Origin of the sequence: Paenibacillus physcomitrellae (assembly GCF_002240225.1) — a bacterium.
Taxonomy (GTDB): domain Bacteria; phylum Bacillota; class Bacilli; order Paenibacillales; family Paenibacillaceae; genus Fontibacillus; species Fontibacillus physcomitrellae.
Window position 1 is genome coordinate 20,457 of the sequence record NZ_CP022584.1, and the last position, 20,999, is coordinate 41,455.

Consider the following 20,999-nt stretch of genomic DNA (forward strand, 5'->3'; position numbering starts at 1 on the left):
TAATTAAGATACCTCAGAAGTTTGTGACGGTTGGGCCGGATTTATGTAAGCAGTGGACAAACAACTTGACTTGGAAGGAGCAATAAATAATGAATCAATATCAGGCATATGAAGGAACTTATCAGGGTGAGAAGGCGATTTGGCTGAAGGCCGGTTCCTATGAAGCAGTGATGCTTCCAGATACGGGCGGCAATCTGATCGCTTTCAAAGATAAAGAAAAGGGATTTAGCTTTCTGAGAGAACCGGAGGAAGGGAAGATCGAGGAATTTAAAGCTTCTCCGGGCGTTTACGGCATTCCCGTCCTGTTTCCGCCTAACCGCTATGAAGATGGCAAGTTCCCATGGAACGGACAGACGCTTCAGTTCCCAGTTAATGAGGAAGCTACAGGCAATCATTTGCATGGATTTTTACATACGGTTCCCTGGGAGATAGAGGAATTTGGGACAACCGAACACGAAAGTTATGTAACGGTGAAAATTCGGGTGGACGAGAAGAGCAGTGTATATAGCCATTTTCCATTTGTATTTACCGTTAAACTTCGGTATTCGCTCGGAGTGGACGGACTGAGCCAGCATGTATTCATTAAAAATGAGGGAGAACAGGCTATGCCGCGTCTATTGGCGTTCCACACCGCCGTGAACGCGCCTTTCTCCAAAGAAAGTCAGAGCAGCGATTATGCGATTAAGCTGACGATTGGAGAGCGCTGGGAGTTGTCAGAACGGATGCTCCCAACAGGACGTCATCAGGCATTATCGGCTTTTGACCTGGCGCTGAAAGGCGAGGGCGTATATCCGTTTGCCGAATCGATGGATAATCACTACACCGCCGCTCCGCAGCAGGGGCGTAATCGGATGGAGCTCACCGACAGCAGACTGAAGCTTACACTCATTTATGATGTTGGAACCTCGTATAAACAGTGGATGATCTGGAATAATGGGGGCACACCGGGCTTTTTCTGTCCGGAACCACAGATGAATCTGGTTAATGCACCTAACGTGGATCTTCCGGCCGAGGAGATCGGGCTGTTCAGCCTTGAACCCGGGGAAATCTGGGAAGAAACTGCCCGCTTCTATGTGAAAGAGGTTATGTAAAGACAGGGGAATAAGAAGACCGGGGAAATAATAACAAGCCCGCTAATAGTCTGGATACAAACAAAAGACGTTCTCCACGCGGAGGACGTCTATTTGTGCGCTTATAAAGTGGCGGGTAATAAAAATGACGGGTAACATAAAGTGACTATAACAGGAAGGTGTTAACCGTTGACCTGCCGGGGAGGCGGCCCAAGTAGAAGGGCCTCTGCGGTGAGGAGAAGCAGCATCAAGGAATCAATGAGACAGCTGCTTCTTGACATGACGCTGCAGCCATGGAGCTACATTTAATGTTTTGGGATAGGACTCTTTGTCTTGAAAGAGCAGCATCTGATTCTCCAAAGCCGAAATCTTCTCTTTGTTGGCATAACATTGATGAGCAACGCGGACAAAGCAAGGGTGCTTCAGCAGGCTGGTTTGCTCTTCAGCAGACAATTTTCTCTTTATGGTATAGTTTCTGCCGTAGAAGCTGACGAGACCTTTGCTGCCCAGTTTAAAGAAATAGGCGTCTTCAACCGGTTTGAAATTTTCGTAAACATCCCTTTCCGGATAGGCTACATTCATCTTAAGAAAACCCCCTTCACAAGATGTGTTGTTAGCGCTTACAATTATAACATATTCTATAGGCGGAAATAAGGTGTTTGGAAAATTTTTTTGTGAAAAATGCTAAATATTTTTATAAAGAAATCTGTGTTTTGGCGAAGAAAGCCTGCTGCGCAAACGAAGCTGCTCCCAGCACGCCGGAATCAAGCTGCAGTCGGGAGATTTCAAGGCTTACCCTTGCAAAGTGAAAAGAAAGCGATCTTTCCTTTACCGTCTCATACAAGGCCTTCGCGATCCAGGGCTCGGCTAAAGCGATCCGGTTGCCGATAATGACCCGCTGGGGATTAAACAGGTTGATTAAATTCGAGATGCCGATTCCCAGGTGACGGCCGACATTCTGCATAACTTCCAGAACGTCCGGATCGCCGCTTGCGGCAAGCTCAATAACATCTTCTAAGGCTGGAGGGCTACCTTCTGTATTCTTCAGCACGCTTTCAAGCTTCCCCGCTTCAAGAAGCAGGGCATTCTCGGAGGCATACAGCTCCCAGCAGCCTTTATTGCCGCAGGAGCAGTCCTCGCCGTCCAGCTTGATCGAGAAATGACCGGCTTCTCCGGCAAATCCGGACGAACCCCGGTACAGATGTCCGCCGAGTAGAATGCCGGTGCCGATCCCATGGCTGACACTGACGTAAAGCAGATCGTCGGTATCCTGGGCGCCTCCGAATTTATGTTCGCTGACTGCTCCGGCGTTAGCTTCATTATCGATGACTACGGGAAGCTGCAGTTCATCGGTCAACATTTGCTGCAGTGGAATATTCGACCAGTTCAGGTTAGGCGCAAACAGAACCGAGCCATGCTCGTCCACGATGCCCGGGACTCCGACGCCTACGCCAACGATACCGTAGGGGGTTTCTGGAGCCCGTACGGATAGATCCCGGACACCACGAACAATAACACTGCAAATATGCTCGGCTGAATTGGATTCCAGCAGATAGAAGCTGCGGTCTTTGATCGTTCCTTTGAGATCAGTCAGAATGGCTGAAACGGAGTCGATCCGCACATCGACGCCTATGGCGTATCCGGCCTGCTCGTTGAATAGCAGCATTAGCGGTTTACGGCCGCCGCTGGATTTACCCGGACCCATTTCATGTACGAGATGCTCATCGATCAGCTCATTGACAAGGCTGGAAACGGTTGTTTTGTTGAGACCGGTCAATTCCGATACTTTGGCTCTCGAAATAGGGGAGCGGGTGCGTATCATATCCAGGACAATCGACTTATTAATTTTCTTGACTAAAAACAAATCTCCGGTTTGCTTCATAAGATCTCCCTGAGTAGCATAAGTAATGTTGAATTGAAGTACTGGACGAGAATGCAAGCATTAAATGGTCTAGAGGTGAATGAATGTTTCAAAAACCGAACCGTTCTCCTCTATATAAAGATAAGGGCGCCAGTCAGGCCGCCCCTGTATTTAGTACATAGAGTAAGTTTAAGGCCGGGAACGTTTTTTTTCAAATACTTTGTTTATTCGATAGACAAACTAACGAACCTGTATTATGATAGTAAATGAAATCAGTACAACACATATTCGGGAGGTTTTACAATGAGTCATTTTTCTGATATTAATGTAATCGCTTACGAAGGTGCTTCCTCCAAAAATCCACTTGCATTCAAACATTATAATCCTAAAGAAGTTGTAGCTGGAAAAACGATGGAAGAGCATCTGCGTTTCGCAACCGCTTACTGGCATACATTTGTAGCTGACGGCACGGACATGTTCGGCCGCGGTACTGCACAGCGTCCTTGGGAAAGCTACAGCGGTCTGGATCAGGCTAAATTCCGCGTAGAAGCTTCCTTTGAATTCTATGAGAAGCTGGGCGTTCCGTTCTTCTGCTTCCATGACGTAGATATTGCTCCGGAAGCTGATACTCTTCAGGAAACGAACAAAAACCTGGATGTCATCGTTGCGATGATGAAGGATTATATGAAGACCAGCAAAACCAAACTGCTGTGGAATACGGCTAACATGTTCAGCAACCCGCGTTACACGCATGGCGCCGGTACGTCCAGCAACGCTGTTGTTTATGCCCGCGCTGCCGCTCAAGTGAAGAAAGGTCTGGAAGTCGGTAAAGAGCTCGGCGCACAAAACTATGTATTCTGGGGCGGCCGTGAAGGTTATGAAACTCTGCTGAACACCGATATGGCGTTTGAGCTTGATAATCTTGCCCGTCTTTACCATATGGCTATCGATTATGCCAAAGAAATCGGCTTTGACGCTCAATTCCTGATCGAGCCTAAACCAAAAGAGCCAACTAAACACCAATATGATTTCGATGCGGCTACTACGCTTGCCTTCCTGCATCGCTACGGCTTGAAGGATCATTTCAAACTGAATCTTGAAGCTAACCATGCTACGCTTGCCGGACATACATTTGAGCATGAAATCCGTGTTGCCCGCGACAACGGCGTGCTGGGTTCCCTCGACGCCAACCAGGGCGACGTGCTGCTCGGCTGGGATACGGACGAATTCCCGTACGATCTGTACACCACTACTTTGACTATGTATGAAGTGCTGAAGAACGGCGGCTTGGGTAAAGGCGGCGTAAACTTCGACGCTAAAGTACGCCGCGGTTCCTTCGAACCGGTTGACCTGTTCTATGCTCATGTTGCCGGTATGGACGCTTATGCCAAAGGTTTGAAAGTTGCTGCCAAAATGATTGAAGATAACTACTTCGAGAACATTGTTGCTGACCGCTACTCCAGCTTCAAGAGCGAATTGGGCGAATCCATCATTTCCGGTAAAGCTACATTGAAATCGCTGGAAGAGTTTGCTCTGCAAAACAATCCTGAGAACAACAAGTCCGGCCGCCTGGAATTGATCCGCGCTACCATCAACCAATACATCCTTGGAGATCTGTAAGCCGTCCGGGACTTGGTCCTTGTGGGCTTGTAAAGGAGAACAATTATGGAGTATGTAATTGGTATTGATTTGGGGACCAGCTCTGTTAAGGCGCTTCTGGTCAACCGGGAAGGTAAGGTATGCGGAGAAGCTTCGGAATCTTATCCGCTTATTACGCCTAAATCCGGCTATAGCGAGCAGGATCCTGAAGAATGGGTAGAGAAAAGCCTTTTGGCGCTTCGCAAGCTCGCCCATGAAAGCGGCATCGAAGCGGCTTCCGTTAAAGGCATCAGCTTCTCAGGACAAATGCACGGGTTAGTGCTGCTGGACGACAACCATCGGGTGCTGCGCAATGCGATCCTGTGGAACGACACACGTACGACCAAGCAGTGCCGCGAAATTGAAGAAAAGCTTGGAGAGCAGCTGCTGTCCGTAACCCGGAATCCGGCTCTCGAAGGCTTTACTTTGCCTAAAATTTTGTGGGTACAGCAGAATGAACCGGAGCTGTTCGCTAAAGCATCCGTCTTCCTGCTGCCGAAGGATTATCTGCGCTATCGTCTGACCGGCGAGCTTGGTATGGATTATTCAGACGCGGCCGGCACGCTGATGCTGGACGTGGCCGGACGACGCTGGAGTCCGGAAGTGCTTGAGGCTTTTGGTTTGGACGAAAGCTTCTGTCCAAAGCTTGTAGCTTCGACGGAGTGCGTAGGCACGTTGCTGCCTGAAATGGCAGTGCAAAGCGGGCTGACCGCAGACGTCAAGGTGTTTGGCGGCGGAGCTGACAATGCCTGCGGCGCCACCGGCGCGGGTATTTTGGGGCCGGGCGAAACACTGTGCAGCATCGGCACCTCCGGCGTGATCCTCTCTTATGAGGAGAACGCGTCAGCGGATTATGAAGGCAAAGTCCATTTCTTTAACCATGCGGAGCCGGATGCTTTTTATGCTATGGGGGTAACCTTGGCGGCAGGAAGCAGTCTTAGCTGGTTCCGTGACACCTTTGCGCCGGGCAGCTCGTTCGACGAGCTGCTGGCGGGTGCGGCTACTGTTCCTGCAGGGGCAGACGGTCTGCTGTTTACGCCGTATTTGTCCGGCGAACGCACACCGCACGCGGACTCGGCTATTCGCGGCAGCTTTATCGGCATGGACCTGCGCCATAAGAAGGAGCATTTTGCCAGAGCGGTTGTGGAGGGGATTACGTTCTCCCTGCGCGAATCGATCGAAATTTTGCGCGGAGCCGGCAAGCAGGTTGATACGATCGTGTCGATCGGCGGCGGCGCCCGCAGCGAGCTGTGGCTGCAAATGCAGGCTGATATTTTCAACGCTGAGGTTGTCCGGCTCGAAAGTGAGCAGGGACCTGCGATGGGAGCAGCTATGCTGGCCGCGGCTGGTTTGAGCTGGTTCAGCTCCCTGAAGGAATGTGCAGGACAGTTTATTGCCAAAGCGGCAAGCTACAAGCCTTCAGAGGATCAGGTTAAGCTGTATAACGACTTATATCCTTTATATAAGGAAGTTTACGACAGCACCCAAGCGTTGAACCGCAAGCTGGAGCCGTTCCGCTCATAAGCTTTCAGGCAGTCGGAATGATTCAAAATTTGTAATCCAACCACTTATCCAAACAACTCGTTCACGGAATGAAGACATTCATACGCGAACGGGTTGTTTTTTTGTGCGTGCCCACTCACGGGATTCAAACAGCCGCGGCCCGTTTAAGGCTTAATAAAGAAGAAATAATCATGACTGAATTGATATAGAAGAAAATACAAAAATCAAGGAGGCTGTCTATGAGAAAGCTGAGATGGGGGATTATGAGCACGGCCAGCGTAGCCCGCGATTCCGTAATCCCGGCTATTCGTGAATCGGAAACCGGGGTTGTGAGTGCGATCGCCAGCCGGGATATTAGGAAAAGCGGGCAAACAGCAGAGGGGATTGGCGGAGCTGTTAGGGCCTACGGAAATTATGAAGATCTGCTTGAAGATCCGGAGATAGACGCCGTCTATATTCCGCTCCCGAACCATTTGCATGCAAAATGGAGTATTGCTGCCTTGAAGGCCGGCAAACATGTCTTATGCGAAAAACCCGGCGCTTTATCCGCGATTCAGTTTGAGAAGGTGCTGTCGGCCGCGGAGTCAACGGGCAAACATTATGCGGAAGCGCTGATGTACCGCTATCATCCGCAGTTCAAGGAAGTTAAGCAGCGCATCCGGAAGGGGGCTATTGGTGAACTGCGGCTTATTCGGGCGTGCTTTACCTGCAACAGCGCGGATTCGCAGGGCAATATCCGTTTCCGCGAGGAGTGGGGTGGAGGAGCGCTCTATGATCTGGCAGAATACCCGCTCAGCGCTGCCAGATGGCTGACAGGAGAGGAACCGGAGGCGGTTACCGTACATGCCAGTTATTCGGAGGCGCATGGAGGCGTCGATATGTCTGCTTCCGGACTCGTAGAGTTTCCGGGCGGCGTTTCCCTGTTATTCGACTGCGGTTTATGGGCGGAAGAGAGACGCTGCCTTGAAATCGTAGGAAGCGAGGGGAGAATTGAGCTTCCTCATGCTTTTTCGGGCAAAGAACAATCAGGTTATTTCTTATATAAAGGCAGGGAAACGACTGAAGCTAGGGAGCGGCCCTTAAACGCTTATGTTCTGGAAATCGATCATTTCGGGCAGGTGGTTCTGGAGGGAAGACAACCTGATTTTACAGCATCGGATGCCCTTAAGAATCTGCGCTTGTTGGATGCCTGCCGACAGTCGGCCCTGCAGAAGCGGCGCATCAAGCTGGAGACCGGGAGAGAAACCAGGAAACCACAAGCCCTAAGAACAAAAACGAGTTTGGGTTTGGTCTCAAAGAAAATGAAGTGATATGATAAGATAGATGTAAATAAAGTCATATACCTATCATTTCGAGGAGGACATCTTGTGACAAATTCCAACCCAAAACTATACTTGTTCATTGGCTCTTATGCGGAGGCCGATGGACCGGGCGTATATGTGTACGAGTTTAATGAAAGCACCGGCGAGCTGGCTCAGGTTGAGGCTGTTTCCGGCTTGAAAAATCCAACCTTCCTGAACGTGAATCCTGCCGCACACAAGCTGTACAGCATAGCGGAGACGGTAAATGCGGAAGGGAAAAAAGCCGGCGAAGCCGTTGCTTTCTCCATCGATCCTGCTACCGGCAAGCTTGCCGAGCTGAACCGCCAGATCAACCTGGACAACACCCTGTGTCATATCCAGCGGGTGGAAGAGTTTGATTATGCATTTGTTTCAAGCTATCACGGGGGCAAAGTCGGAGCCGTTAAACTGAACAAAGACGGAAGTATCGGGGAACTGACGGACGAGAAACATCACGAACCTTTGGAAGGACAGCCGGCTGATACGGTTTCTCATGTCCATTCGGCCTTCTTTAGTCCGGATAACAAGTTTTTGTTCGTAAACGATCTTGGCCTGGATCTGATCCGTGCCTATAAATTCAACGCAGAATCCGGCAAGCTGACTTTCCATGGAGATACCCGTACAGCGCAAGGCGCTGGCCCGCGGCATCTGGCGTTCCACCCTTCACAGCCTTATGTCTTTGTCATTCATGAACTGAACTCTACGGTTGTATCCTACCGTTATGAGGCTGAAACCGGAGCTTTGAGCGAAATTCAATCGCTGTCGACGCTTCCGGCTGGTTTCGAGGGATCAAACGGAACTGCAGAAATCGCCGTTTCCAAGGATGGACGTTTTGTTTACGGCTCCAACCGCGGACATGACAGCATTGTCATTATGGCCGTTGACCAGGCGACGGGTGAATTGAGCGTTGTAGACTACGTTTCTACGGAGGGCGGACATCCCCGTCACTTTGCCTTGACGCCAAACGGAGATTATTTGATTGCAGCCAACCGGGACGGGAACAATCTGGTTGTCTTCCGCGTGAACCAGGAGACAGGTCTCATCACGGCAACCGGAGTGACCGCTTCAGTATCCAAACCGGTTTGCGTACAGCCTTTTTATTTGTAAGACCAATCCAAACCTGAATCGGCGGAGGGATTAGGTTGAGAGACGAACAAACCATGATGGAGCTGATCCTGGGCGCTGCCAGAGAGGACGAGCGGATCAGAGCGGTAGCGTTAAACGGATCGCGGAGCAATCCCGCTGCGCCGAGGGATATTTTTCAGGACTATGATATCGTATACCTCGTTACGGAAGTGCAGTCCTTTATCCAGGATCCAAGCTGGATTGACCGGTTTGGTGAACGGATTATGCTGCAGTGTCCGGAGCTGATGACGTTAATTCCTCCTGAGGCGAATGGAAGGTTTGTTTATTTGATGCTGCTTGCGGATGGGAATCGTTTGGATCTGCGCCTGATTCCTTTGGAACAAACTGAAGCTTATTTGCTTGAGGACAAGCTCACCGTCATCTTAATGGACAAGGATCATTTAATTCCAGAGTGCATAGTGCCAACGGATGAGGATTACCGGGTCGAGCCTCCAACAGCCGAGCTGTTCGCCAACTGCTGCAATGAATTTTGGTGGGTTTCTACATACGTGGCTAAAGGACTGTGGAGACGGGAGATTTTATATGCCCAGGATCATTTGAATATGAACGTTCGGCCGATGCTGCTGAAGATGCTGAATTGGCTGGCGGGCATCCGGACGGATTTCACCGTTAACACGGGCAAAAGCAGCAAGTATTTACAAGCCTACATCCCCGAATCGGATTGGGAACGGCTGCTGGACACGTACGCAGGCTCCGGCTATGAAGACGTTTGGAAGGCGCTGTTTACGATGGCAGAGCTGTTTCGAAGCACTGCCAAACAAGTGGCCGGGCACATGCAGTACGATTACCTAGAGGAAGACGACCGGAAGGTGTACGCATATTTACAGCATGTGGCTGTACTTCCCCGGGATGCTGACAGTTTTGGCATGTAAAATAAGAAAAGAGAGTGCCTGCGGGCACTCTCTTTTGTCATTCCTGGGAGTCACTCTTTATTTCTGTTCATGCAGCAGACCAGATTCACGCACGCCGTTCATAAATTCTATGAACTGAGGAATATCCAGCTGCTGGGCAGCATCGGACAGCGCCGTCTGCGGATCGGGATGGACCTCGATCATTACGCCGTCTGCGCCGGCTGCAAGCGCGGCTTTGGCGCATGGCAGCATAATATCCTTACGTCCGGTGGAATGGGTGACATCAACCAATACCGGAAGATGGGTTTCTTGTTTAAGAATCGGAACCGCGGAAATATCGAGCGTATTGCGGGTCCATTTTTCATAGGTGCGAATTCCGCGTTCAATCAGCATCAGGTTGGAGTTGCCGCTAACTGCAATATATTCGGCAGCATGAACGAACTCTTCTAGTGTAGCGGCAATCCCGCGTTTCAGCAGGACGGGGATTTTGGCTTGACCGGCTTCTTTAAGCAGTTCAAAGTTCTGCATGTTGCGGGCGCCGATTTGAATGACGTCGATGTAGTCGGCCGCAATTTCGATATGAGCCGGGTGTACGATTTCACTAATGGTGGACAATCCAAATTCCTTGGCCACTGCTTTGAGCATTTTCAGGCCTTCGATGCCGAGCCCCTGGAAGTCGTAAGGTGAGGTTCTCGGTTTGAAGGCGCCGCCGCGCATAACTTTAATGCCTGCCTCTTTAAGAGCCGCGGCCACGATACGAAGCTGTTCATAAGACTCGACAGAGCAGGGGCCGGCAACCATAACTTGTGTAGAACCGCCGATGGAGGTGCCGTTCAGCTCAATGACGGTATTCTCCGGCTGGTTCTTCCGGCTGACGAGCAGCAGGCGTTTGTGTTCTTCTTCCTGCAGGTTAAGCGAAGCCTTAAAGATTTCCTTGAAGAGCTGTTTGATTTCGGCGTCTTTGAAAGGGCCTGGGTTATGTTTAACAAGCGCCTCCAGCATTTCGCGTTCACGGACCGGATCAAATTTAGGCACACCTTGCTTTTCCTTGATTTCTCCGATGCTGCGAGCTACCTCGGCGCGGGTATTCAGCAGCTGCAGAAGCTCCATATTGATTTCGTCTAGCCGTGTGCGGAGCAGTTCCAGTGTTTCGTTCATCCTAATCTCTCCCCTTTGCATGAATAAAGTAACAGCAAATCCTTTTACTCTTAATCAATTACTCTAGTAGGAAATAAAAAAGCCGCCCATCAAGGGACGGCTTTAGCCGTGGTACCACCCTTGTTGGACAACTTGTGAAGTTTCCCGCTCAAACCACGATAACGGCGTGATCCCGGACGATTCTACTTGGGAAGTGCCTTTTAGGGCCTCCGTTCAAAAAGTCTGCTCTGGAGTGAATTCGCGCATCGCATCCTCAGAGGGCTCTCAATCTTTGGCTCCTCATTCCCTGTTCAGGAAGCAGTTTTCTGCGTTACTAGTCTCCGTCAAAGCAATTACCAATTTAACTCGGATTATAGGACGTTGCTGAATTGATGTCAAGTTTCTGCGGGCCCAATTTCATGTATTATAAAAACTGTCAGAAAAAAAGTTGAGACCATTTAACGTTTTATGCGTAAAATAGGCTAAGACCTATTTTGATTTGAAGGAGCAAACCCAAGCATGACTTTTAAACAATTTTTCTACATACCTGGCGTTAGGCGGGTCATCGCTCTGATCTTTGTACTGCTCGCTCTGTACATATTCAGAAGTATGCTCAACATCGTTCTGCTGACCTTTATTTTCACCTATTTGATCAACAGACTCCACGGTTTTGTTATGAAGTTTGGAGGCCCTCATTTACGGCTGAGCAGGAAATTGGCTGTCATCGTCATTTATTTGGTATTAGTGGCCTTATTGGCCAGTGGTATTTATAAATATTTGCCTTTGTTCATTAACGAATTGAGTGATTTGGTCAATCAGGTGATTTCCTTTTACAACAAACCCCCTATTGATCTTCCAGATAATGTAGTTGTCAATTATTTGATGGAATCCTTAGAGGATATTGATTTGGCCAGTTATATTTCCGGCGGGTTTAACTTTCTGGTGCATACGTTATCCGATATCGGCAAGCTCAGCCTTCACTTGTTCATTGCTCTTATTCTAAGTTTGTTCTTTATGCTTGAGAAAGAAAAAGTAACGCATTTTACAGCAAATTTCCGGTTAAGCAAAGCTGCTTATATCTTCGAGGAATTGGAATATTTCGGCCGCAAATTTGTGCATTCCTTCGGTAAAGTGATTGAAGTACAGTTTCTGATTGCACTCGTAAATGCCTCATTGTCAACCTTGTTCTTATGGATACTGGGATTCCCCAATTTGCTTGCTTTAGGCATCATGATCCTGCTGCTCGGTTTTGTGCCTGTCATGGGGGTTATCATTTCCCTGATCCCTCTTTGCGCTATTGCTTTCAAAATCGGCGGAGCCGTAAAAATCATTTATGTCTTGATCATGATTGTCGTTCTTCATGCCATTGAGTCTTACGTGCTGAATCCCAAATTCATGTCGAACAAAACGCATTTGCCGATCTTTTATACGTTCATGATCCTGATCGTGTCTGAGCATTTCTACGGCGTATGGGGCCTGATTGTCGGCGTGCCGGTCTTTATGTTCCTGCTGGATATTCTGGAGGTACCTATCTCTGCCTCTCCGCCGCCGGCAGCAGCGCAGCTAAAGCCTGAGGAAACCAAAAGCACGGATGAGCCTGAAAGCTGATTGAGATCCGAGATCCGAAACCCGAAATCCGAAAGCTGAAGGAAACCTTTAAGCTAAGGACAAATGCAACGTTTAGCTGGACATGGAAAGGCTGCCCGTCGATTAACGGGTGGCCTTTTATTATGTACGCCTATGGAATTGGAACCGTCTTTGTCCATCCTGTAAAATGAAAACGGGATGCAAAATTCAAGGGAACGGGTAAGGTTATGTAAGGATAAGGAGCAGGAAAACGGACGAATCTATGTTTGACAAAGGAGATGAGAACGATGAAGCAGGATGAAACGGTACTCGGTCTGGATATTGGCACAACAAGCCTTAAAGCGGTATTGTTCGGGCCAAATGGAACACAGATTGCCAAACATAGCTCGGAATACCCGCTGTATCAGCCGCAGCCAGACTGGGCAGAACAGGACCCGGAGGAGATTATGCAGGCGCTTGTGGATGCGGTTCGTCATGTGCTGCTTAAGAGCAAAGCCGAAATAAAGAATATAAAAGCGATCGGGTTCAGCGCAGCCATGCATTCGCTCATTGCCCTGGACGCGGAAGGGCAGCCGCTTACTCGTGCGTTGATTTGGACAGATAACCGGAGCACCGGCCAGGCCGAACGGTTGAAGAACAACGGCGGACACGAGATCTATTTGCGTACGGGTACACCGATTCATCCGATGTCGCCTTTATGCAAGCTGCTGTGGATGAAAGAAGAGGATACGGACACTTTCAAGAAAGCCACCATGTTCGTTGGGATCAAGGAATATCTGTTGTTCCGGTTATTTGGTACATATGTAATGGATTATTCGCTCGCTTCGGCTACGGGAATGTTTGAATTAACCAAACTTGATTGGGATGAAGGAGCGCTGGAGCTGCTTGGATTGGAGCGTTCACGGTTGCCGCAGCCGGTTCCGACCACCCATACGCTTCAGGGGATGAACCAGACGCTGGCTGGTCATATGGGACTTGACCCGCAAACGCCGGTAATCATAGGGGCCAGTGACGGCGTCTTGGCCAATCTCGGGGTAGGGGCAATGGGAGAAGGTGAAGTAGCGGTCACCATCGGGACGAGCGGAGCAGTCCGAATGATGACGGATAAGCCGCTGACAGATCCGCAGCAGAGGACTTTTTGTTATGCTTTGACTGACAAGCATTGGGTAGTAGGAGGTCCGACGAATAACGGCGGGATCATGCTAAGATGGCTTCGCGACCAGTTCGGTTCGCCTGAAGTTGAGGTAGCCAAACGGCTGAATATCGATCCGTACGATCTGATGATTCAATATGCGGAGAAAGTGCCGGCAGGAGCGGAAGGACTTTTGTTTATGCCATTTTTGACCGGTGAGAGAGCGCCGATTTGGAATCCGGATGCCAGAGGATTATTTTTCGGGATTAGCCTGCGGCATCAGCGGGAGCATTTTATCCGGGCTGTGCTGGAAGGCGTTATTTTCAGCATCTTCTCGATTGGTGTTGCCCTGCGTGATCTGGCGGGCCCCGCTACTAAAATCATAGCTTCCGGAGGTTTCGCCCGCTCTGCCGTTTGGCGCCAGATCCTGTCCGATGTGATGGGCAAGGAACTGCTGGTCCCGGAAGTGGAGGAAGCTTCGGCGCTTGGTGCAGCAGCGATTGCTTTATACGGCATTAAGGATCTGCGGGCTCTGGAGGAGGTTAAGGATTGGGTGCGTATATCAGAAACCCATAAACCGAATCTTCAGAACAGCGAAATTTATCTGCAGCTCTTTGATATGTATGAACGGTTATACAGCAAGCTGAAATCGGAATTTCAGATCATGGCCGACTTTCAGCGAACCGGTTATTTTGAATCCAAACAAGAGCCGAATTCCTGAACAAATGTTGATATTATGGCTATAGAAAAAAATAAAACAAGCCGCTTATTTCAAGCGGCTTGTAATAAACCTTACAGAGAAATGGGCTGCTGCCCAAATCTCTGCTTGGCTGATCCTTACGGAGCGTTGTGGGTTTAATTCGATTCCTGCATCTTGACTTCATGCTGACGAAAGATTCCACTCTGAGCTCCGGTTTTGGAATCGTGCTTCTTGAGCTCTTTGCTCCAGTCGCGGTTGACGATTTCCTTTAACTTGGCAGGCAGTGCGGCTTTCAGTTTTGTAGCACGCTCAGCATCGATTTTGCCGTTTTGGACGGCTGAATCAATTCTTTTCGAAGAGGCTTCCGTCAGCTTGCTGACATATTCGCTTTCCGACCAGCCCTTCTTCTCTTTCACAATTTGCATCAGTGTACGTCCGGCTTTTAATTGGTTGACCAGCTCGGCTTTCTCGACCCCGATCAGGTCGGCTGTTGTTCTTACTGCAAACCCGGCAAAATAAGGTTTGCGGTGATGCCGCTTATGCTCTTGATCCTGCCCGGCGGTTGGAGAAGAGCTGCTGTCACCGAGATTCGCCGATGGCTCTGCTTTCGCCTGGAGGGAGGCAGAAGCCTGTCCAAATGCCGTTTGAGGAGCCGGCAGCAGACTGGCAACGAGTGCAAGGCTGAGTGCTCCGGCGGCTATGGCGGTTGTTTTCAGTTTCATCATGTTTGTTCCACCTCTGTCAATATTTTTGTCGCTCCATCCTATATTGTTGACAAAAAACGACTTTTTAGCTTAAAAACACCTTAAAATTAGATAAATTTTGTTTTTTAGCCTGGAGCAGGGTAAGATGTAGTTGGATTTTGGAAGTGTACTGGAGGGTTACGCTTGAACTTTGGCGCCAGAATGTTTAAAACAGGATTAGCGGTAACGCTGGCATTATATGCATCGGTTTGGCTGCAAATGGGTTCGCCGGTCATTGCGGCGGTTGCCGCTATTTTTGCCATGCAGCCCTCGATCTATCGTTCGTGGAGATACCTGATCGACCAGCTGCAGACCAATACGCTCGGGGCGATTCTTGCCATGCTGGCCGGTATGGTTTTCTCGTCGGAACCGTTTGCGATTGGTATTGTATGTATTCTAGTCATTATGATTTGTCTTAAATTCAAGATGGGGGATACGATTGGACTGACACTGGTAACGGTGGTAGCGGTAATGGAGGCTTCCGGACAATGGGATTTTGCCGTGACGCGTTTTGTTCTCAGTTTGATTGGCATTGTCTCGGCCTTCTTGATTAATGTGTTTGTGTTTCCGCCGAAGCCAAGGGTTCAATTTGTAGCCGAGGTTCGCAGAACCTTCGACCGTCTCTCTCTGCTTATGCGCACAGCTGTCTCGGATGAGATGAAGGAAAATATTTTTAGGGACGAACAGCGAGCCCTGGAAAACGATATTTCCTCCATTAACGATAAATACAAGCTGATGGAGGAAGATCAGAAGAAGCTGAAGAAGCCGAAGTTTGGTGCAAGCCGCCAGCTGGTCGTTTACAAACAAATGGTAAATACGCTTCGGAAGGGATATGAAGTTATAGAGGCGACCCAGGAGCATTATTTCCAGGCCGGCCGTCCTTCTGAACTGGATCTGCGGTTTGATGAACAAATAGAGAAGCTGATTAAATTCCACGAGCACATCATGCTTAAATTTGATCACAAGTTAAAGCCGGGATCGGTGGATTCGGATTATATCCAGCAAGAGAACGATATGTTCCTGAAAGAGCTGTTAAGGCGATACAAAGAAGAGGAAGAAGGCTACTTGCGGCTGACTATCGTAACTGCGGCTATCTATGATTACGGACATCAGCTGGAACGACTGAACCGGCTGGCGGGACATTCTCCCGAGCATGCTGAAGCCTAATTTGATTCCATATTGAAATTAGAAATCAACAAGAATTCCATTAAAAAAGTCCCGCCGGTTGGCGGGACTTTAAAATTCAGGTTTATTTCGAATGGAATTGATTAGACTGCCGTAAACTGATAAAATAAAGAATGGACCGAAGAATTAGTATATATTTTTAAAATACTTCTGTAAGAATCTTATCACAGAAATTGTGGTTTGTCAACAGGCAGCCTGGAGAAGAGGGGATGAATGGTTTGGATATGACCGAGCAATCTTGGAAGGATGAACAAAACCGGGTTAATCATGTGGTAGAAGTGATCGATAAACGCATTAAAGGCTTGGAGCGCGAAGTCGGCAGTGTCCGGACCGACGTGGTGGAGATGCGGCGTGATTTCTGGGACGACGTAACGATCAACTTCAGTGAAGCCGATGATGTAGGCGAGACCTCGACCAGCCTCCGGCAGCAGTCAGAAGTGCTGTCCGAACGGGAGAGAAGCCATAAGCATTCCTTTGCGGCTTTGTCCAAGATGAAGCGGCTGCGCCAATCTCCTTATTTTGGCCGAATCGACTTTGCTGAAACCGGTGAACCGGCGGAACAGATCTATCTAGGCATTGCATCACTGCTGGATCAAGATGATCAGACCTTTCTTGTTTATGACTGGCGGGCGCCGATTTCGAATCTGTATTATGACAGTACACCGGGCCCGGCATCTTATAAAACGCCCGTAGGGGAAATTGCAGGGGAAATGCTGCTCAAACGCCAGTTCGTTATTCGTGACTCTCAAATTAAATTAATGTTTGATACAGGCGTTACGATCGGAGATGAACTGCTGCAGGAAGTGCTGGGCAGAAGCTCTGACGCCCAAATGAAAAGCATCGTGGCTACGATTCAGAGAGAACAGAACCGCATCATCCGCAATGAACGAAGCCGGATGCTTATTGTTCAGGGGGCGGCCGGCAGCGGCAAAACCTCGGCTGCGCTGCAGCGGGTGGCCTATCTGCTGTACAAGTACCGGGAGCATCTGCAGGCAGATCAGGTGATTTTGTTCTCGCCCAATCCGATGTTTAACAGTTATGTATCTACCGTGCTTCCGGAGCTTGGCGAGGAGAACATGCAGCAGACCACTTTCCAGGAGTATCTGGAGCATAGAATCGGCCGGGAATTCCAGCTGGAGGATCCGTTTGTACAAATGGAATATGTTCTTTCCGGGGAAAGCGGGCAACCGGGATATGACGCCAGAATCGAAGCGATTCGTTATAAATCTTCGTCTCTGTACATTCAAGCCATGAACGGTTATCGGAACATGCTTCTAGCCGAAGGCATGCTGTTCAGACCGCTCCGGTTTCAAGGGAAAGAAATTGTGGGCAGGGAGGAGATCAGCAAAAGGTTCTATGCCTATGATTCGAGCATTACTCTGGCGAACCGCTGCGATCTGCTGCGTGAATGGCTGCTTAAGGAATTGGCCGATTTCAGCAAACGCGAAGTGAACGAGCCTTGGGTAGAAGAACAGATGCAGCTGCTGGACAGTGAGGATTATCAGATCGCTTATCAGCGTATGCGCCGGCAAAACCGCAAGAAAAACCGTACGTTCACCGATTATGAGGACGAAAAGCTGATTTTGGCCCGAATGGTGGTCAGTGATCGTCTGAAACCGCTGCGAAAATGGGTAAAAGCGCTGCGGTTTGTGGATATTAAAGGGCTGTATGCCCAGCTGTTTGCAAACAAATCCATCATGCTGCAGGCGAGCGGCGGCGATCTGCCGGCTTCCTGGGACGAAATCTGCCGGTTCACGCTGGACAACTTGGAGAAAGGCGAGCTGGCCTACGAAGACGCAACGCCTTATCTCTATTTACGAGAGCAGCTGCTGGGCTTCCGTTCCAATGGCAATATTCGTCATGTATTTATAGATGAAGCGCAGGATTATTCGCCGTTTCAGCTGTTTTTCCTGAAAAGATTATTCCCTAGAGCACGCATGACAGCGCTCGGTGATCTTAATCAGGCGATTTATGCCCATGGTTCCATCCTGCAGCAGACTTCCACTTTATCTCAGCTGTATGGACAAGAGGAAACCGAGCAGATCACACTCACCCAAAGCTATCGTTCGACTCGCCAAATCGTTGATTTCACCCGGCAGATGGTCGAAGGCGGGGAGCGGATTGTTCCGTTTAACCGGGACGGGGAGCTGCCTGAGATAAGAATTGCCGGAGAACAGGCAGCTTTAAATGCAGCCCTCTCGGCCGATCTTGACCAGCTGAAGGCTGAAGGGTATGAAACAATCGCCATTATCTGCAAAACGGCTGAGGAAAGCCGGCTCACGTATGAAACGCTGAAGAAGGATCATGAACTGAAGCTGATCAAGAAAACAACGCTGTCTTTTGAGAAAGGCATTCATGTCATTCCTGCTTATCTTGCTAAAGGCGTGGAGTTTGATGCCGTGCTGATTTATGATGCTTCCGAGGAGCGGTATCGCCGGGAATCGGAACGCAAGCTTTTTTATACAGCTTGTACAAGAGCCATGCATCTGCTCCATGTTTATAGCCTGGGCGAGCCGTCTCCTTTCATCAAGGCGGTTAAACCTGAGGATTACCGGACTGTGGAACTCGAAACGAGCCGTGTAAACGGGTAGGCGGATAATAGCGGATAATAATGAACGGAATGAACCACACTAACACAGATGTGTTCTTCACACATTTGAAAGGTGGTCTAGTCAGTGGGCAACAATAAAGGAGCATTAATTGCGTTGGCTTCCATTCCATTTATTATGACGCTGGGCAACTCTATGCTAATCCCAATTCTTCCGCAGATCTCTAAAGAACTCAGGATCAGCTCGTTCCAGGCCAGCATGCTGATAACGGTTTACGGGATTGTTGCCATTTTGCTCATTCCAATAGCCGGTTATCTCTCGGATCGTCTGGGACGCAAAGCAGTTATTGTCCCCAGTTTGATCTTGGCCGGAGTTGGAGGAGCCGTGTGTGGAGCCGCAGTTTGGTTTGGAAGCGGCAAGGTGGTTTATTGGATCATTTTGGCAGGACGCCTCATTCAAGGGGCAGGTGCTGCCGGGGCTTTTCCGATCGTCATTCCTTTTGTCGGCGATTTATTTAAGGATGACAAAGAGGTCAGCAAAGGGCTTGGCATTATCGAAACCTCGAATACCTTTGGCAAGGTTCTAAGCCCCATACTCGGAGCGGCGCTGGGAATGGTTTTATGGTATCTGCCCTTTGTCTCCATTCCACTGTTATGCCTGATTTCACTGCTGTTAGTGCTATTTATGGTGAAGAAGCCGAAGAAATCCAAGGAAGATGAGCCGAAGAGTCTTCGAGAGGTGCTCCATGCTGTAAGAGCCATTTTGAAAAAAGAAGGCCGGTGGTTGTACGCGATATTCGCGATTGGCGGCATTTGTATGTTTCTGCTATTCGGCGTGTTGTCTTATTTGTCTGAGCAGCTGGAAGTGAAACATCATCTGCATGGAGTGGTAAAAGGTCTTGTCCTGGCTATCCCGCTGGCTGTCTTATGTTTGGCGTCTTATATCACCGGGAAGAAAATCGGAAAGAACAAAACGATCATGAAATGGGCCGGAGTTTCGGGCATGATTTTGTCCACGGTTTCGTTATTCGGGATCGGGCTGTTTAATAACATTTATTTCGTTATTGGCTGCCTTATTATTTGCGGTTCAGGGATTGGTGTGGTGCTGCCATGTACGGATTCTCTGATCACGGAAGGAATAGAACAGGAAATAAGAGGAACGGTGACTTCTTTGTATAACAGCATGCGGTTTATTGGGGTATCGTTTGGTCCGCCGGCCGTATCGCTGCTCGTAAATACGAGTCACAGGGTGATGTTTTTTGTGATTGCAGGCATTTCTCTGGTGGCTTTTGTCCTTATTTTGTTTGCAGTAAGACCCAAACCGGAGAAGAAGAAAGGCGGAGGACAAATCCCCCGCCCCGCTCCTTCAGGTTAAGTTTTCTTTGAACAGCTGTTATGAGAGATCAGACAGCTGTTTTTCTTTGTCCAAAAGGACTTCGTTCCCTAATTTCCTATGGAATCAGGCACGGAATCAAACAAGGAATCAAAAAAATGGTTTTGCGGCCCGTCTGCTTTTGGTATGATAATACAGGCAAGTTTATTTACGGCTTCCGCTTTCAATTTTGGCAGGCAGCTGCCCTACATATGGTAGCTCCCGGAGGGGGCGTTTAATACCCATTCCAGCATTAGCAGCATATCATCCAGACGTTCAAGCTGTGCGTTTAAGGAAGGGCGCTGGGACTCTTGATCCGGCTGCAGCTGTGCAAGCCGGTCTTCAATACGTTTCTTTTGCATGGTGAGTTCATTGATTTTGGATTTAATCTGAAGTTCGGTTCTCATTAGTCACCTCATCGTTTCGTTATCATGAATTATTATAACAATTGGCGGGCGAAAACAACATTGGTCCTGCAAGTATCGTGGAGGGTATAAGACATGAATGGAAAACAAGCAGCAGGTTATCGTGCGGTCGAGTGGGTACAACCGGGGATGACGGTCGGGCTCGGAACGGGTTCTACTGCCTACTGGGCCATCCAGCGGATCGGAGAACGTGTAAAGGAAGGTCTTGAAATCAAGGCGATTGCCACGTCCAAGGCTTCCGAGAAACTGGCCAAAGAGTTAAACATTCCTTTGTTCGAAGCGGCGGATATTCCGCATATTGATTTAACAATCGACGGAGCGGATGAGGTAAACCCGCAAATGGCCTTGATCAAGGGCGGCGGCGGCGCACTGCTGCGAGAGAAGATGGTTGCTTTAAAGAGCGACAAGCTGATTGTAGTCGCTGACGCCAGCAAAGATGTAGAAGTGCTGGGAAACTTTAAGCTGCCGATCGAGGTAGTTCCCTTTGCCTGTGAATGGACCTTTGAAAATTTGCGAAAACAATATGACGTACCGATGGAATTCAGATATCGGGACGGAAGTATCTATGTGACCGATAACGGCAACTATATTGTTGATGCTTCTTTTGGTAGAATTGAAGATCCGGAGAAGCTGGCCGTTCAATTGAAGTCCATGACAGGAATCGTTGATCATGGATTGTTCGTTGGTATAGCCGAGACAGTAGTGCTCGGAAATGAAGACGGTACGGTAACGGTCCGGACCCGTTAACCAGGTCAGGCGGA

At 49.1% G+C, this 20,999-nt stretch carries 17 protein-coding genes; 12 read left to right on the top strand and 5 right to left on the bottom strand.

Going from position 1 to position 20,999, the window contains the following annotated elements:
• Nucleotides 1-89: 89 nt before the first annotated feature.
• Nucleotides 90-1,091 (top strand): aldose 1-epimerase, encoded by a 1,002-nt coding sequence (locus CBE73_RS00110; protein ID WP_094092450.1) that lies wholly within the window; start codon nt 90-92, stop codon nt 1,089-1,091.
• A 234-nt stretch (nt 1,092-1,325) separates the two neighbouring features.
• On the opposite strand, the gene CBE73_RS00115 is transcribed toward CBE73_RS00110, so the two are convergent.
• Nucleotides 1,326-1,652: a hypothetical protein gene (locus CBE73_RS00115; RefSeq protein WP_094092451.1), complete on the bottom strand. Its 327-nt coding sequence runs from the start codon at nt 1,650-1,652 to the stop codon at nt 1,326-1,328.
• Between the two features lie 112 nt (nt 1,653-1,764).
• Nucleotides 1,765-2,952: an ROK family protein gene (locus CBE73_RS00120; RefSeq protein WP_094092452.1), complete on the bottom strand. Its 1,188-nt coding sequence runs from the start codon at nt 2,950-2,952 to the stop codon at nt 1,765-1,767.
• A gap of 282 nt (nt 2,953-3,234) precedes the next feature.
• On the opposite strand from CBE73_RS00120, the gene xylA reads away from it, so the two are divergent.
• From xylA to CBE73_RS00145, 5 genes are all read left to right on the top strand, one after another.
• Nucleotides 3,235-4,551, top strand: a complete 1,317-nt coding sequence (gene xylA / locus CBE73_RS00125) for a xylose isomerase (protein ID WP_094092453.1) — start codon at nt 3,235-3,237, stop codon at nt 4,549-4,551.
• 45 nt (nt 4,552-4,596) lie between these two features.
• Entirely contained in the window at nt 4,597-6,093 is a 1,497-nt protein-coding gene (xylB, locus tag CBE73_RS00130; protein WP_094092454.1) for a xylulokinase, read from the top strand.
• A 218-nt stretch (nt 6,094-6,311) separates the two neighbouring features.
• The gene (locus CBE73_RS00135; protein ID WP_174704626.1) at nt 6,312-7,382 is read left to right on the top strand and encodes a Gfo/Idh/MocA family protein; all 1,071 of its coding nucleotides are present in this window, start codon (nt 6,312-6,314) and stop codon (nt 7,380-7,382) included.
• Nucleotides 7,383-7,439: 57 nt separating this feature from the next.
• On the top strand, nt 7,440-8,519 hold the full coding sequence (locus tag CBE73_RS00140) for a lactonase family protein (protein ID WP_094092456.1): 1,080 nt from the start codon (nt 7,440-7,442) through the stop codon (nt 8,517-8,519).
• Between the two features lie 35 nt (nt 8,520-8,554).
• Nucleotides 8,555-9,430, top strand: a complete 876-nt coding sequence (locus CBE73_RS00145) for an aminoglycoside 6-adenylyltransferase (RefSeq protein ID WP_094092457.1) — start codon at nt 8,555-8,557, stop codon at nt 9,428-9,430.
• Nucleotides 9,431-9,487: 57 nt separating this feature from the next.
• On the opposite strand, the gene CBE73_RS00150 is transcribed toward CBE73_RS00145, so the two are convergent.
• Nucleotides 9,488-10,567: a bifunctional 3-deoxy-7-phosphoheptulonate synthase/chorismate mutase gene (locus tag CBE73_RS00150; RefSeq protein ID WP_094092458.1), complete on the bottom strand. Its 1,080-nt coding sequence runs from the start codon at nt 10,565-10,567 to the stop codon at nt 9,488-9,490.
• Nucleotides 10,568-11,065: 498 nt separating this feature from the next.
• On the opposite strand from CBE73_RS00150, the gene CBE73_RS00155 reads away from it, so the two are divergent.
• Together CBE73_RS00155 and gntK are read left to right on the top strand one after the other, a co-directional pair.
• The gene (locus CBE73_RS00155; protein WP_094092459.1) at nt 11,066-12,154 is read left to right on the top strand and encodes an AI-2E family transporter; all 1,089 of its coding nucleotides are present in this window, start codon (nt 11,066-11,068) and stop codon (nt 12,152-12,154) included.
• Between the two features lie 266 nt (nt 12,155-12,420).
• A complete protein-coding gene (gene gntK, locus CBE73_RS00160; RefSeq protein ID WP_094092460.1) occupies nt 12,421-13,986 on the top strand; it encodes a gluconokinase in 1,566 nt (521 codons plus the stop codon).
• A gap of 134 nt (nt 13,987-14,120) precedes the next feature.
• Here the strand turns inward: gntK and CBE73_RS00165 are convergent, their stop codons facing one another.
• Nucleotides 14,121-14,690, bottom strand: a complete 570-nt coding sequence (locus CBE73_RS00165) for a hypothetical protein (RefSeq protein ID WP_094092461.1) — start codon at nt 14,688-14,690, stop codon at nt 14,121-14,123.
• A gap of 162 nt (nt 14,691-14,852) precedes the next feature.
• On the opposite strand from CBE73_RS00165, the gene CBE73_RS00170 reads away from it, so the two are divergent.
• From CBE73_RS00170 to bcbE, 3 genes are all read left to right on the top strand, one after another.
• A complete protein-coding gene (locus CBE73_RS00170) occupies nt 14,853-15,875 on the top strand; it encodes an FUSC family protein (protein WP_094092462.1) in 1,023 nt (340 codons plus the stop codon).
• A gap of 227 nt (nt 15,876-16,102) precedes the next feature.
• Entirely contained in the window at nt 16,103-18,484 is a 2,382-nt protein-coding gene (gene helD, locus CBE73_RS00175) for an RNA polymerase recycling motor HelD (RefSeq protein ID WP_229752673.1), read from the top strand.
• Between the two features lie 84 nt (nt 18,485-18,568).
• The gene (gene bcbE / locus CBE73_RS00180) at nt 18,569-19,816 is read left to right on the top strand and encodes a bacillibactin exporter BcbE (RefSeq protein ID WP_280522998.1); all 1,248 of its coding nucleotides are present in this window, start codon (nt 18,569-18,571) and stop codon (nt 19,814-19,816) included.
• Between the two features lie 203 nt (nt 19,817-20,019).
• Here bcbE and CBE73_RS00185 read toward each other — a convergent pair whose 3' ends face one another.
• Nucleotides 20,020-20,220, bottom strand: a complete 201-nt coding sequence (locus tag CBE73_RS00185; RefSeq protein ID WP_094092463.1) for a hypothetical protein — start codon at nt 20,218-20,220, stop codon at nt 20,020-20,022.
• Between the two features lie 93 nt (nt 20,221-20,313).
• Here CBE73_RS00185 and rpiA point away from each other — a divergent pair, with 93 nt between their 5' ends.
• Nucleotides 20,314-20,985, top strand: a complete 672-nt coding sequence (gene rpiA, locus CBE73_RS00190) for a ribose-5-phosphate isomerase RpiA (protein WP_094092464.1) — start codon at nt 20,314-20,316, stop codon at nt 20,983-20,985.
• Nucleotides 20,986-20,999 lie beyond the last annotated feature (14 nt).

Excerpts from the sequence above, each read along its gene's own strand:
- CBE73_RS00110 (WP_094092450.1), top strand. The coding sequence starts at position 90 with ATGAATCAATATCAGGCATATGAAGGAACTTATCAGGGTGAGAAGGCG.
- CBE73_RS00115 (WP_094092451.1), bottom strand. The coding sequence starts at position 1,652 with ATGAATGTAGCCTATCCGGAAAGGGATGTTTACGAAAATTTCAAACCG.
- CBE73_RS00120 (WP_094092452.1), bottom strand. The coding sequence starts at position 2,952 with ATGAAGCAAACCGGAGATTTGTTTTTAGTCAAGAAAATTAATAAGTCG.
- xylA (WP_094092453.1), top strand. The coding sequence starts at position 3,235 with ATGAGTCATTTTTCTGATATTAATGTAATCGCTTACGAAGGTGCTTCC.
- xylB (WP_094092454.1), top strand. The coding sequence starts at position 4,597 with ATGGAGTATGTAATTGGTATTGATTTGGGGACCAGCTCTGTTAAGGCG.
- CBE73_RS00135 (WP_174704626.1), top strand. The coding sequence starts at position 6,312 with ATGAGAAAGCTGAGATGGGGGATTATGAGCACGGCCAGCGTAGCCCGC.
- CBE73_RS00150 (WP_094092458.1), bottom strand. The coding sequence starts at position 10,567 with ATGAACGAAACACTGGAACTGCTCCGCACACGGCTAGACGAAATCAAT.
- CBE73_RS00155 (WP_094092459.1), top strand. The coding sequence starts at position 11,066 with ATGACTTTTAAACAATTTTTCTACATACCTGGCGTTAGGCGGGTCATC.
- gntK (WP_094092460.1), top strand. The coding sequence starts at position 12,421 with ATGAAGCAGGATGAAACGGTACTCGGTCTGGATATTGGCACAACAAGC.
- CBE73_RS00165 (WP_094092461.1), bottom strand. The coding sequence starts at position 14,690 with ATGATGAAACTGAAAACAACCGCCATAGCCGCCGGAGCACTCAGCCTT.
- helD (WP_229752673.1), top strand. The coding sequence starts at position 16,103 with ATGAATGGTTTGGATATGACCGAGCAATCTTGGAAGGATGAACAAAAC.
- CBE73_RS00185 (WP_094092463.1), bottom strand. The coding sequence starts at position 20,220 with ATGAGAACCGAACTTCAGATTAAATCCAAAATCAATGAACTCACCATG.
- rpiA (WP_094092464.1), top strand. The coding sequence starts at position 20,314 with ATGAATGGAAAACAAGCAGCAGGTTATCGTGCGGTCGAGTGGGTACAA.